Raw genomic sequence first — 13,540 nt, forward strand, 5'->3', positions numbered from 1 at the left:
GCGGCATGAGCAGGGCGACGCGGGCGCATCAGCGCCTGGCGGTCCGATACTTCGACGACCGTATCCTGCTCACCGAGGGCTCCGCGTGGGCCTACTTCAGGTTGCCGACCGTCAGCTACGAGTTCGTCACGCCGGAGGAGCGTGAGGCGCTCGCCACCAACATCACGATCGCGCTGGCGGCCATCCGCATGCCGGACGCCGAGGTGCACCTCAGGGTCGCGCACCGCACCTACCCCGCGGCCGAATGGGCGATGGCGCTGAACGCCACCTCCGACGAGGGGCCGGGCTGGCGCGACTACCTGGAGGAGATGTACCGGCACGTCTGGGCGAAGGACTTCTGGTCCAAGGAGGTCTACCTCGGCGTACGGCTCGGCCCGCGCGGCCGCCAGCTCGGCACCGGCGTGCTGTCACAGCTGTTCGGGTTCTACCAGCGCAGCGAGAAGGCGCTCGGGCTCGATGACGATCACGTGCCCGACGGCGAGATCACCAGGTGGACCGAGCACGCCGAACGGCTCGGCAGGGCGCTGGCCTCCAGCGCCCTCTACGCCCGCCACGCCACGTCGAGTGAGGTGGCGTGGCTGTTCAGGCACGCGGCGACGGCCTCGCTCGGCGACCCGCCGGCCAGTGCCAGCCCGAAGCGGCGCTGGGGCAGGGGAGAGATCGAGTCGCTCGTCGAAGGGCAGATCCACAACGGCAGGTCGTTCCTGCGCATCGTGCAGCCGCAGGGTGACTCCTATGTGGCGCACCTGTCCTTCGCCCGGTTCCCCGACCTGATGCCCTTCCCTGACGGCGAGCCGTGGATGCACTTCGCCGACCAGCTGCCCTTCCCCGTGGAGGTCTCCAGCAGGATGCGGCTGATCCCGCCGGTCAAGGCGTCCAAGGACGTCGCCCGCAAGCTCGCCCACGCCCGCGACATGGACATCCACATCCGGGAGGCCGGCGCGGAGGCGCCGATCGCGCTCGCCGAGCAGATCGACGCGGCGCGCATGCTGGAGCACGGCATCACGAAGGAACGGCTTCCCTTCGTGTACGGCTGGCACCGGCTGATCGTGAGCGCCCCGACCGAGGAGATCTGCCTGCAGCGGGTCGAGGCGGTCATCGAGCACTACCGCGACATGGGCATCGACATCGTCAATTCGACCGGCGACCAGTTCTCGTTGTTCTGCGAGGCGCTGCCGGGTGAGAAGGTGACCGTCAACGCCTACGCCCAGCGCCAGCCGCTGCGCACGATCGCCGGCGGCATGGCGACGGCGACGGTGGACCTGGGCGACAGGATCGAGACGGACGCGGGCTGGCACGGTCCCTACATCGGGGAGACCGTGGGCCGCGCCCGCAGCATCGTGCACTTCGACCCGCTGGTGGCGGCCTCGCGCAACAGGCCGACCGCCATCGCGGTCACGGGCGAGCCGGGCGGCGGCAAGACGACGCTGGCGCTGCTGATGATCTACCAGATGGCGCTGCGCGGGGTCACGGTCGCGGTGATCGACCCCAAGGGCGACGCCGAGTCGCTGGTACGGCTGCTGCAGAAGCGCGAGCGCAAGGCGCGGATCATCCCGCTGGGGTCGGCGGCGCCGGGGCTGCTCGACCCGTTCTCCTTCGGCGACGACATCGCGGCGAAGAAGACCATGGCCACCGAGACGCTGAGGCTGCTGCTGCCGCGCATGTCGGAGGAGCGCGAGTCGGCGATGATCCAGGCGGTGGCGGCCGTCTCCAACGCGCCCGACCCCTCGCTCGGGAAGGTCGTCGACTTCCTGGAGCAGGCCGACGACGCCGCGTCGAAGAACCTCGGCGCGGTGCTGCGCTCGATGTCGGAGATGCACCTGGCCAGGTTGTGCTTCGACGCGTCGGGCGGCGACCAGATCGACTCCGAGGGTTGGACGACCGTCTTCACGCTCGGCGGACTCACCCTGCCCGACGCCACGACGACGCGGGACGACTACTCCTACGAGCAGCGGCTGTCGGTCGCGCTGCTCTACCTCGTCTCGCAGTTCGCCCGCAGGCTGATGAACGGCCTCGACAGGCGCGCCCCCAAGGCCATCTTCCTCGACGAGGCGTGGGCGATCACCTCCACGCCCGAGGGCGCCAAGCTGGTGCCCGAGGTCAGCCGGATGGGCCGCTCCCGCAACACCGCGCTCGTCCTGGTCTCGCAGAACGCGGGAGACCTCCTCAACGAGCAGGTCACCAACTGTCTCTCCTCGGTCTTCGCCTTCCGCTCCACCGAACGGGTGGAGGTCGACCACGTCATGGCCTTGCTCGGCGTGGAGGCCTCGGAGGAGCACAAGGCCGTTCTGCGATCTCTCGGCAACGGCGAATGCATTTTCCGTGATCTCGATGGCAGAGCGGGCCGCATCGGCGTAGACCTGATCTCCGAGGAACTGCTGCGGTGGCTCGACACGAACCCGACGCACGACAAACCCGGGGAGAACGTGCATGATCATAATCGCGGGGGAGTGACAGGAGCGCAGGAGGTACGTTCATGAAGGGCCGACTACGTCGGCGGCTGACGTTGGCGCTGGTGCTGCTGCTCGGCATCCTCGCGCTGCCGCTCGCCCTGCCCTCGGGCACGGCGGCCGCCGCCGCTCCGTTCTGTGACCTTTCACCCGACCTCGCCCCGCAGCTCGTCGGCAGCGGTGTCGACGGCCTGCTGCAAGCCCCGCCGCCCGACGGGACGGCGGCGCCGCAGGCGACCACCAACTACGCCCGCTACGGCATGACCGGCCAGTTCTGGCACACCGACGACCTCGGGTGCAGCGACGTGGCCGCCATGCTCGGCAACTCGTGGGCGAACATGATCTTCGACTGGGCCAAGGCCGTCGACCGGTTGACGATCACCACCTACCAGGCCGCGGCCACCGAGGGCCCGCTGCAGTCCATCAAGGACGTCGTCGACGACATCGTCGAGAACCTCGCGGCCGCCATGTACTGGCCGTTCCTGCAGCCGATCATCATCCTGGCCGCCATCTGGCTGGCCTGGTACGGCCTGTTCAGGCGCAGGGCGTCGGTCACCACGGAGGCCGTCGTCTGGATGGTCCTCGCGGTCACCGTCGCCGTGTGGTTCTTCAGCCGTCCCGGCGACTTCACTGGGCTCGGAAAGATCGTCACGGACAAGACCACCGAGGTCGTCAACCAGGCGTTCTCCGGGCTGCCGGGCGCGGGCGGCACCTCCTGCCTGCCCACCAAGGGCTCCACGGGCGAGAAGCCGGCCGACGGCGGCTACGCCAGGACCGGCGTGCCGGGCGTCGACCAGAACGCCGACGCGCTGTGGTCCACGCTGGTCTGCAAGCCCTGGCTGGTCGGCCAGTTCGGCACCTCCGACCCCAACGCGCCCGTCATCCGCGACTTCGGCGCCAAGCTCCTCGACATCCAGGCGATCGACAAGGACGAGCAGGGCGGCCAGACGCCCAACAGCAACGCCCATCAGGCCGCCTACGCCGAGATCGCCGAGAAGCTGCGCACGACACCCATCTACTTCCTGTTCCAGGGCAAGGACTGGAGCGGCAGGCTCGGCATCGCCATCGGCGCGCTGCTGGCCGCCCTCATCGCCGGGCTGCTGATCTTCCTGGTGGCGGTCTCGCTGCTGATGCTCAAGGTCGGCTTCCTGCTGTTGCTGATCATGGGGCCGGTCTTCCTGCTCATCGGCGTCCATCCGGGCAGCGGCCGGATCATCGCGATGCGCTGGGTCGAGATGCTGGTCGGCATGCTGCTCAGACAGGCCGTGCTCGCGCTGGTGCTCGGCGTGCTGGTGTACGGCTACGCGCTGATCATCTCCACCGCGCTGCCGTGGGGCATGCAGATCCTGTTCATGGCGCTGCTGACGATCGCCGTGTTCTTCTACCGGCGGCCGTTCCAGCACCTGTTCGCCTCGATGAACGGTCACACGCTCACCACCAGGATGCTCGGCGAGGCCGCGTCCTCGCCGATCCTGGAACGCGCGGCGAACACGCTGCCGCCCGTCGCCGTCACCAAGGCGGGGCGCTGGGGCCTGCGCAAGGCCGAGCCCATGATCCAGGCGGCCGCCGCGGGCGGCACCGCGGGGGCCACGGCCGCCGTGGGCGCCGCGGTCGCGCAGGGCAGGGTCAGGGGCGAGGAGGGGGCCGCGGCGAACGCGTCGTCCGGCACCAGGGTGCCCGCGCCGCTCGCCACCGACGCCGAGGGGAAGCAGGGCGCCAGACCTGCTCCCGCGCAGCGCACAGGTGCCGCGCCCCCGCTCAACCTCAGCCCGGGCGGCCGTCCCACGCGGCCGACGCGCACCGGCACGGGCGGCCCCACCCCGTCGGGCGCCCCCACGGCCGCGTCCTCGGGCGGGTCCGCCTCCGCCGGGCCCAGGACCGGCGGCTCGGGTGGCTCGGGCTCCGGCGGGTCCCGCGGCTCGGGCTGGTTCGGCGGCAGGTCGGGCGGCGGCTGGGCCTCCAGAGGCGGCGGCGGATCCAGCGGTACGGCGGGCGGCTCGCGCGCGGGCCGCGGCACCCGCTCGTCCGGTGGCCTGTTCGGCGGCGGATCGGGCTCGTCCCCCTCGCGCGGCTCATCGGGCTCGCGCGGTTCCTCCGGCTCGTCGGGCTCGTCGGGCTCGCGTGGGTCCGGCGGCTCGTCCGGTGGCGGTCGCCCGGCCGACGTGCCGCAGGCCCGGTCGTCGGAGCCGCCGCCGCTGTGGCTGCCCAGCCGTAAGGGCGAGGGCAGGAGTGACGAGCCGCCGGTGCCGTTCTGGCTGCGGCCCAGTAGCCCCGACAAGGACTGACGATGGCACAGCCGGGTGACAGGAGAGGACTGGCCTTCGCCGCGATCGTGCTCGTGCTGGCGGCGGTCGGGCTCTTCGTGACGCTGTGGCCGGACTCGGAGGCTCCCGTGCCCGCCGCCGGTCAGGAGGCGGCGGGCCGTACGGGATCGGGGTCGCCTGCCGCGCCCGCCGTCGCCACCCCGCTGGCCACGGCGAGCGACGCGCCCTTCGACATCTACTCCTACCTGCCGATGACCAAGCAGGAGCTGGCCGCGGCGGCGGACCTCGCGGTGCGCTTCGCCGCCGCCTACGGCACCTTCCGCTACGACGAGGAGCCCGCCGCCTACGCCGGCAGGCTGAAGGTGTTCACCACGGCCGACCTGGCCGAGGTGCTGACGCGCACCGTCACCTCGCCGGGCACCGTCGAGGCGAACAGGACGGACGAGGTGGTCTCGCAGGCGACCGCGAAGGTCAAGGAGATCAGGCAGGTCGACAGGACCTCGATCGTCTTCGTCGTCACCGGCACCAGGGAGGTGTCCGCCAAGAGCGGGCCGACCAGACGCGACGAGGACTACGCGGTGACCGTGCAGCAGATGGGCTCCGACTGGCGGGTCTTCGACCTGCAGCCCGCCGACCAGGGGCAGGATGGAGACAGCACCGGGTGAAGCTCTCCTCCCGCACGAAGATCGTCGGGGCGCTCGGCCTCGCCGGGCTCGTACTGGTGACGCTGATCATGTCCCCGATGCTGATGACCGGCTTCCCCTCCTTCCTCGGCGGCGGCGACCTGCCCGACTGCGAGGAGGTTACCCAGCAGGACGAACAAGCCTCGGAGGGGGCGACCGCGGACATCCCCGCCGAATATCTGGCGCTCTATCAGAAGTTCGGCAAGAAGATCGGCGTCCAGTGGACGATCCTGGCCGCCGTGGGGAAGCGCGAGACGGACCACGGACGCTCAACGCTGCCAGGCGTGCAGAGCGGGACGAACTACGCGGGTGCCGCGGGGCCGATGCAGTTCCTCGTGAGCACATGGGGCGGCGCCAAGCGCATCCCGATCCCGTCGAAGTTCAACGGGTACGCCTCGGACGGCGACGACGACGGATGGGCCGACATCTACAACCCCGCCGACGCCATCCTGGGCGCGGCGAAGATGCTCAAGCGCAACGGGGCGCCGGAGAACGTGCGGCGGTCGCTGTTCGTCTACAACAGGGCGTGGTGGTACGTCGACCAGGTCGAGGAGATCGCGCGCAAGTACGCGGCCGACGGCCAGGTCAGGGTGCCTCCGCAGGCGGACGCCTCGTGCGACGACCCGGTCATCCAGGCGGCGCCGAGCGACGTCGTGGGGCGCATCCTCGCCTACGCGCTCGACCAGCGGGGCAAGCCGTACCTGTGGGGCGGCACCGGGCCTGACGCGTTCGACTGCTCGGGCATCATCTACATGGCCTACCGGAGCGTGGGGCTGACGATTCCCCGGACGACGTTCGGACAGTGGCCGTTCGGGGTGAAGGTGCCCGACGGGCAGGAGCAGCCGGGCGACCTGGTCTTCTTCAACGCGGGGCCCGGCACCGGGCCCGACAATCCCGGACATGTCGGGATGGTGGTGTCCAAGGGGAAGATGATCGAGGCACGCTGCCGGCTGTGCGGCCCGATCAAGGTGACCAGCTATCGGGGCAGGGACACCATCGTCGGATTCACCAGGCCGCTGGAGAACACCACGGTCAAGGACCAACTGGCCAAGCTCAGGTCGTCGCTGTAGCCGGGTCCGGACGCGGGGTGGTTGTCGCGGGGCCGTCGTGAATCCTTCACGAACCGTTGGTTCGCCGTCTCCTGGGACGCCGCGCGGATGGGTGCGTAAGGTTGGGGGGCTCGAAGGCGAGGAGATGCGATGGCGGTTCTGGTGGTGGGGGCGGCGATCATCGCCAACGGCAGGTTGCTGGCGGCGCAGCGGGCCGAACCCCCCGAGCTGGCGGGCGGATGGGAGTTCCCCGGAGGCAAGGTCGACGCAGGGGAGAGCGACATCGACGCGCTGGTCAGGGAGTGCCACGAGGAGCTCGGCGTGATCGTCGAGATCGGGGAGCGCGTGGGCGGCGACTGGCCCCTCGGCGACGACTACGTGATGCGGGTATGGCTGGCGTCGCTGGCCTCGGGAACGCCCGAGGCCAAGGAGCACCTGGCGCTGCGCTGGCTGGCGTTGGAGGAGTTCTACGACGTCCCGTGGTTGACGGCGGATCTTCCGGTGGTCAAGGCTGTGGAGAATCTGCTGCGAGAGGATTAATCCTCTCCGCTGAGTGACATAACCACTACGCAGTGTGTTGTTGGCGCATCCCGTATCGGGGGAAGCGGAGAAGCGCAGTGGGTTGGTGGCATCGCGCCCAGATCACATCGGCTGTCGGATCAGGGGCGCTGATCTTGGCTACCACGGCCACGATGACAGCGGTTGAGGCCTCGGCATCCGAGGTTGTTCCTGATGGGGCATCTCACGAGGGGACGATCGCGCTCAGCGTGGACCGTGTCGGTGATCCCGACTGGGGCCAGTGGTTGAGGACGGGCGACGTCCTCCGCTTCAGGGTGGCCCTGAAGGGGGACGCGCGCGACGCCAGCGTGGCGGTCGCCGCCCATCCGCCGCATGCGCTGTCCGGGGTGGAATGCACCACGACACAGGCCCGTGCCGAGGGCGAGGCCGTATGGCCGGCGGGTTCTGACCCGTCCGTCCGCGCACTGGCCCCGGACATGAACGGAACCCACCGCACGCGGGTGACGGATGTCACGGAGAGTCACCACGCGCCGATGGCAGGCGATGGCGCGTGGGCGATGGACGCAGGGCGGAGCCACGGTGCACCGGCGGCGGGCGCCGACGGGTTCGACGGCCCGCAGGCGGCGGTCGCCGGGGCCGGCGACGGATCGGTGGCGGATTCCGTGGAGGGCGTGTCCGGCGCGAAGGTGTGCGCGCTGGGAGACGTCCAGGGGGAGCGGGCGTTCGACGTCGAGCTCACCGTCCCTGACGGGACGCAGGAAGTCGTGCTGGCGGCGGTGGCTCACACGGGAGGAGGCGAGGCCGGCGACTCGGAACTGCTCAGCACCACGGCAAGGGCTCCCGTCGGCCCCCACCCCTCGCCCTGGTTCGCCGAGCCGCGCCCGGTGAACCTCCCCGCGGGAGGGTTCGCTGAGCCCCGCCCGGTGAACCATCCCATGGGCGGCTTCGCCGAGCCGCGCCCGGCGAAGTATCCCTCACCCATCTCCGCCGAGCCGCGCCCGATGCTGCAGCCCTCGACCGGAGTGTCCGGTGCGGGCACAGGGCGCCCGCCCGCCGCGCCCGCCCAGGTGACGGCGCCGCGCGCGGACGAACCCCGAGCCGTCGCAGGGATCGGGCAGCTCGCGGAGAGCAACGCCAAGGGTCTGCCCCAGCAGGCGCCCACGATGACCGGGCAGCAGACGTTGGCGGGAGCCCAGCGGCCCGCGCAGGGTGTCCAGCAGCCCGCGACGGGCATACGGCCTCCCGCGACCACCAGGCAGCGGCCCGCGACGGGCATACGGCCTCCCGACGCCGGAGGGCAGGTCGCTGCCACCGGTGCCAAGCAAGGTGCCCGGCCGCGTGTCCGGCCGGGTGCGCGGCCTCGGGTGAGAGGCGCCCAGCCCTCGGCGAGGGGTGCGCAGTCTCCGCTGACGGGCATGCAGTCTCCGGTGAGGGGTGCACAGATTCCGGTGACGGGCGTGCGGCCTCCGGCGGCGGGCATGCAGCTGCCCGCGACCGGCGGCCAGGTTCCCATGACCCGTGGCCAGCTGCCCGCGACCGGCGGCCAGGTTCCCATGACCCGTGGCCAGCTGCCCGCGACCCGTGGCCAGATGCCCGCGACTCGGGCGCAGGCTTCCGCGTCAGGGATTCAGGTTCCCGCGACCGGCGCTCAGGCTCCGACCGGGGCTCAGGCTTCCTCGGCCAAGGCCCGGACTCCGGCGGCCAAGGCCAAGGCGGGTGCGACCAAGGCCCAGGCGGGTGCGACCAAGGCCCAGGCGGGTGCGACCAAGGCCCAGGCGGGTGCGGCCAAGGCCCAGGCGGGTGCGACCAAGACGCAGGCAGGCTCGACCAAGGGGCGGGCCGGCTCGACTCAGGCCCGGGGTCCCGTGTCGGGGGTTCAGTCTCCCGCTACCGGAGTACAGGCCCCTGCCGTGGGAGGGCAGGCGATGCCGATGTCGGATGCGACGCTGACGGGCGCGGGGCAGTCCCAGGCGGTGCCGGGTGATGCGAAGGTGCGGCTGCCGCAGGTCGCCCCCGAACAGCCCGCCTCGAGCACCTACCCGCCGGTTCTCGGAGTACCGCTGCCGCGCGAGCTCGCGGTCCCTCCCAAGAAAGCGCAGGCCGCGAGCAGGACGGATCTCACCGAGGGCCTGAACGGCCTGCCGGTCCTGGCCGGCGGGCTCCTCGTACTGCTCGGCGGACTGTGGGGCGTGGCGAGAGCGCAACGAATCCGCGTCAGCCGGAAATCCCGACTGATGTAGTAAATCGGACTTTGCACTTACATTTACCGCTCTAGTATTCTTGTTGACCAAGGTTTCGGGAATACGCGGAGGGCAGCGTTGGCACCCAGGCGACTGACGGCCGTGTCCGCCCTTCTGCTCTCCCTAGGCATCAGCGGCGGCGTGGTGCTCACGGCGGTCCCGTTCATCGGCCAGGTCGCGAGCGCGTCCGTGGCGGCGAGGGATCCCGGCGACGTGATCCCGCCGTGCGACGCGGGTGAGAGCTGCGAGCCGACCGAGGTCGTCACCACGGTCACGATCACGAGCACGCTCCCGACGCCGACTCCGACGCCCACCGACCCCGTCACGACGGTGACGACCACGGTGACGCCGAAGGCCACCAAGACCACGAAGGCGCCGGATCCGACGACGGACAAGCCGACGACGCAGGCGCCGCCCGTGCAGCCGCCGCCGGTGGTGCCGTCGGCCGACGTCAGCGTGCCGCAGACCTCGGCCGAGGTCTCCGAGCCCGCGCCCACGTTCTCCTTCCCCGCGGTGCAGGAGACGCCGTCGCAGACGTCCACCGGGCCCTCCGCGGAGCCGTCCACCGCCGTCTCCGACTCGGAGGAGCTGGTGGTGCGGAACGCCGCGCCCGAGTACGACCAGACCCAGCTCAGCCGCAAGCTCGGCATCCCCGCGCTGGTGCTGGTGCTGCTCGCCCTGTTCGCGGTGCTCATCTTCGAGGGACGACTGCGCAGGCTGGCCCACGCCGCCGCCGTCCGCAGAGCGGGGCCGCAGGGGCCGGTGGGACGGCACCGCGGCGAGCCCGTTCCCGAGCCGTACGGGTACCCGGCAGGGCCCGGCTTCGCGGGCCCGGTCCCCGCCTACGCGCCGATCATCAGCTTCGTGCCGGTGCAGACCTACCCCGGTGGGCCCGCGCAGTACGCGCCCGTCTACCAGCAGCCCTTCCCCCAGGACCCCTCGATGTACGGCCCGCCGACCGACTACCCCGCCTACGCGCAGCCCGGCTACCCCCAGCCCGAGCAGACGTACCCGGAGCACGCGGAGCCGGAGTACACCCAGCCGGAGTACGTCCAGCCCGAGTACGTGGAGAGCCAGGACCAGCCGCCCGGCGAGTTCAACGCCTTCCAGCCGCGCGAGTTCCAGGTGGCAGGGGACGACCCGCTGCCCCCCGACGTGATGTCGGGACAGACGCAGTACCGCGACCTGTTCGAGCCGCTGGTACCGCCGGACCAGCCGCCGCTCGGCGACATCCCGCCGGGTGGGGACGCCCCCTACGACGACCCGCACCACCCCGGGCACGGTGCCGCCCTCGCGTCCTCGGCCCAGGAGGCGGGCGACGCCGAGCCGTGGAAGTTCGACGACGCGGCCCGGGCGGAGGACGGCACGATGATCCTCCCGCTGAGCGAGGACCGCGACCGCCGCGAGTTCTGACGCCCCCGGGCCGCGCTCCGCGGGCCCCGGTGAGCGTCTGATGGGTCGCGCCGTGGCGGCGGGGAGCGAAGTCCTGCAGGAGAGGCGCACGGGGACAGGCGCGCGCCCACGACGGCGGTCGGCGCGTGACCCGGCGCAGCCGTACCGGATGGGTCACCCGCGGCGGATGACCGCGCCGACGGACCTGGACCGCCCGCGGCGGCAGGGGGAGCGGCCCCAGTGCGGGCCGCGAGTCGAGAACGAGACGAAGGGCCGCCCGGGGATCGCGGGCGGCCCTTCGGGGTCAGCTCTGGCGCTTGAAGATCTTGTTGCCGAGCCAGACCAGCGGGTCGTACTTGCGGTCGACGACGCGCTCCTTCATCGGGATCAGCGCGTTGTCAGTGATCTTGATGTGCTCGGGGCAGACCTCGGTGCAGCACTTGGTGATGTTGCAGTAGCCGAGCCCGTGCTCCTTCTGCGCGGCCTCCTTGCGGTCGGCCACGTCGTACGGGTGCATGTCCAGCTCGGCGATCCGCATGAGGAACCTCGGCCCCGAGAAGGCCGGCTTGTTCTCCTCGTGGTCGCGGATCACGTGGCAGACGTTGTTGCACATGAAGCACTCGATGCACTTGCGGAACTCCTGCGAGCGCTCGACGTCCACCTGCTTCATCCGGTACTCGCCCGGACGCACGTCGGCCGGCGGCGTGAAGGACTGCACCTCCCTGGCCTTCTGGTAGTTGAACGACACGTCGCACACCAGGTCCTTGATGACGGGGAAGGTGCGCATCGGCGTGACCGTGATCGTCTCGTCCTCCGCGAAGGTGGACATGCGGGTCATGCAGCCGAGCTTCGGCTTGCCGTTGATCTCCATGGAGCAGGAGCCGCACTTGCCGGCCTTGCAGTTCCACCGCACGGCCAGGTCGGGCGCCTGCGTCGCCTGGAGGCGGTGAATGATGTCGAGGACGACCTCGCCCTCGTTGACCTCGACGGTGAAGTCCTCGAGCTTGCCCTCGCCGCCCTCACCGCGCCAGACGCGGAACTTCGCCTTGTAACTCATTCGATCCCGTCCAACTCTTCGTCGGTGAGGTACTTCTTCAGCTCGGCCGGCTCGAACAGGGCCAGCAGGTCGTCACGCATCGGGAGCTGTTGCTTCTCCTCGACGGTGACGGCCGAGCCGTCGGGAGCGGCGGCGCAGACCAGCAGCTTGCGCCGCCACTCGGGGTTCATGCCGGGGAAGTCGTCGCGGGTGTGGCCGCCCCTGCTCTCCTGGCGCAGCAGCGCGGCCTTGGCCACGCACTCGGAGACCAGCAGCATGTTGCGCAGGTCGAGCGCGAGGTGCCAGCCGGGGTTGTAGATCCGGCCGCCGGCCGCGCCGACGAGGTGCACGCGCTCCTTCAGCTTCTCCACGACCTCCAGCGCCTCGGAGACCTCGCTGGCCTTGCGGATGATGCCGACCAGGTCGTTCATGGTCCGCTGGAGCTCGTGGTGGACTTCGTAGGGGTTCTCGCCCGAGCGCTCGAGCGGGGCGAGCGCCTCGGCTCGCGCGCTGTCGACGCTGTCCTGCGACACGGCCGGCCGCGCGGGCAGGGAGTCGACGTAGGCGGAGGCTCCCGCGCCCGCGCGCCTGCCGAACACCAGCAGGTCGGACAGCGAGTTGCCGCCGAGCCTGTTGGAGCCGTGCATGCCGCCCGAGACCTCGCCCGCGGCGAACAGCCCTGGGACGTCGGCGGCGCCGGTGTCCGCGTCGACCTCGACGCCACCCATGATGTAGTGGCAGGTCGGGCCCACCTGCATCGGCTCGGCGGTGATGTCGACGTCGGCCAGTTCCTTGAACTGGTGGTGCATCGACGGAAGCCGCTTGATGATCTCGGCGGCGGGCAGCCGGGTGGAGACGTCGAGGAAGACGCCGCCCTGGGGCGATCCGCGTCCGGCCTTCACCTCGGAGTTGATCGCGCGGGCCACCTCGTCACGCGGCAGCAGCTCCGGCGGGCGGCGGTTGTTGGCCTGGTCGGTGTACCAGCGGTCGCCCTCCTCCTCGGTGGTGGCGTACTTGTCCTTGAACACCTCGGGGATGTAGTTGAACATGAACCGCTCGCCGAGGGAGTTGCGCAGCACGCCGCCGTCGCCGCGGACCGACTCGGTGACCAGGATGCCGCGCACGGACGGCGGCCACACCATGCCGGTCGGGTGGAACTGGATGAACTCCATGTTGATGAGCTTCGCGCCGGCCAGCAGGGCCAGGGCGTGGCCGTCGCCGGTGTACTCCCAGGAGTTGGAGGTCACGACGTACGACTTGCCGATGCCGCCGGTGGCGAGCACCACCGCGGGGGCGTCGAAGAGCACGAAGTTGCCGGTCTCGCGCCAGTACCCGAACGCGCCCGCGATGGAGTCGCCGTCCTTCAGCAGGCGGGTGACCGTGCACTCGGCGAACACCTTGATGTAGGCCTCGTAGTCGCCGTGGTTCTCGTAGTCCTCCTGCTGCAGGGCGACGACGCGCTGCTGCAGGGTGCGGATCAGCTCCAGCCCGGTACGGTCGCCCACGTGCGCGAGACGCGGGTACTCGTGGCCGCCGAAGTTGCGCTGGCTGATCTTCCCGTCCTTCGTACGGTCGAACAGCGCGCCCCACGCCTCCAGCTCCCACACCCGGTCGGGAGCCTCTTTCGCGTGCAGCTCGGCCATGCGCCAGTTGTTCAGGAACTTGCCGCCGCGCATGGTGTCGCGAAAGTGCACCATCCAGTTGTCGTCAGGGTTGACGTTGCCCATGGCCGCCGCCGCGCCGCCCTCGGCCATGACCGTGTGGGCCTTGCCGAACAGCGACTTGCACACGATCGCGGTGCGCTTGCCCTGCTGACGGGCCTCGATGGCGGCCCGAAGTCCCGCGCCGCCGGCGCCGATGACGACGACGTCGTATTCGTGACGCTCGATTTCCACTTGAGATCCCAC

At 70.9% G+C, this 13,540-nt stretch carries 9 protein-coding genes; 7 read left to right on the forward strand and 2 right to left on the reverse strand.

Annotated elements, in window-relative coordinates:
- The first annotated feature begins 5 nt into the window (after positions 1 to 5).
- The 7 genes from ACFSKW_RS52780 to ACFSKW_RS52810 all read left to right on the forward strand — a co-directional run bounded on the left by ACFSKW_RS52780 (position 6) and on the right by ACFSKW_RS52810 (position 10,618).
- Positions 6 to 2,480, forward strand: coding sequence for an ATP-binding protein (locus ACFSKW_RS52780; protein ID WP_379583127.1), 2,475 nt, complete (start codon positions 6 to 8; stop codon positions 2,478 to 2,480).
- A complete protein-coding gene (locus tag ACFSKW_RS52785) occupies positions 2,477 to 4,735 on the forward strand; it encodes a type IV secretion system protein (protein ID WP_379583129.1) in 2,259 nt (752 codons plus the stop codon). Before ACFSKW_RS52780 ends, ACFSKW_RS52785 begins: the two co-directional genes overlap by 4 nt.
- A gap of 2 nt (positions 4,736 to 4,737) precedes the next feature.
- Positions 4,738 to 5,379, forward strand: coding sequence for a hypothetical protein (locus ACFSKW_RS52790; protein ID WP_379583131.1), 642 nt, complete (start codon positions 4,738 to 4,740; stop codon positions 5,377 to 5,379).
- Positions 5,376 to 6,467 (forward strand): C40 family peptidase, encoded by a 1,092-nt coding sequence (locus tag ACFSKW_RS52795; protein WP_379583133.1) that lies wholly within the window; start codon positions 5,376 to 5,378, stop codon positions 6,465 to 6,467. Before ACFSKW_RS52790 ends, ACFSKW_RS52795 begins: the two co-directional genes overlap by 4 nt.
- A gap of 129 nt (positions 6,468 to 6,596) precedes the next feature.
- On the forward strand, positions 6,597 to 6,986 hold the full coding sequence (locus ACFSKW_RS52800) for a (deoxy)nucleoside triphosphate pyrophosphohydrolase (protein WP_379583135.1): 390 nt from the start codon (positions 6,597 to 6,599) through the stop codon (positions 6,984 to 6,986).
- 227 nt (positions 6,987 to 7,213) lie between these two features.
- Positions 7,214 to 9,205 carry a hypothetical protein gene (locus tag ACFSKW_RS52805; protein ID WP_379583137.1) on the forward strand — a complete coding sequence of 664 codons (1,992 nt, stop codon included), beginning with the start codon at positions 7,214 to 7,216 and terminating at the stop codon, positions 9,203 to 9,205.
- Between the two features lie 102 nt (positions 9,206 to 9,307).
- Complete coding sequence (locus ACFSKW_RS52810) at positions 9,308 to 10,618, forward strand: hypothetical protein (protein WP_379583139.1); 1,311 nt, start codon at positions 9,308 to 9,310, stop codon at positions 10,616 to 10,618.
- A gap of 283 nt (positions 10,619 to 10,901) precedes the next feature.
- On the opposite strand, the gene ACFSKW_RS52815 is transcribed toward ACFSKW_RS52810, so the two are convergent.
- Both ACFSKW_RS52815 and ACFSKW_RS52820 read right to left on the reverse strand, forming a co-directional pair.
- The gene (locus tag ACFSKW_RS52815) at positions 10,902 to 11,654 is read right to left on the reverse strand and encodes a succinate dehydrogenase/fumarate reductase iron-sulfur subunit (protein ID WP_379583141.1); all 753 of its coding nucleotides are present in this window, start codon (positions 11,652 to 11,654) and stop codon (positions 10,902 to 10,904) included.
- Positions 11,651 to 13,528: a fumarate reductase/succinate dehydrogenase flavoprotein subunit gene (locus tag ACFSKW_RS52820; RefSeq protein WP_379583143.1), complete on the reverse strand. Its 1,878-nt coding sequence runs from the start codon at positions 13,526 to 13,528 to the stop codon at positions 11,651 to 11,653. Before ACFSKW_RS52820 ends, ACFSKW_RS52815 begins: the two co-directional genes overlap by 4 nt.
- Positions 13,529 to 13,540: the final 12 nt, after the last annotated feature.

The sequence above is a fragment of the Nonomuraea mangrovi genome (assembly GCF_042681425.1).
GTDB classification, from domain to species: Bacteria; Actinomycetota; Actinomycetes; order Streptosporangiales; family Streptosporangiaceae; genus Nonomuraea; species Nonomuraea mangrovi.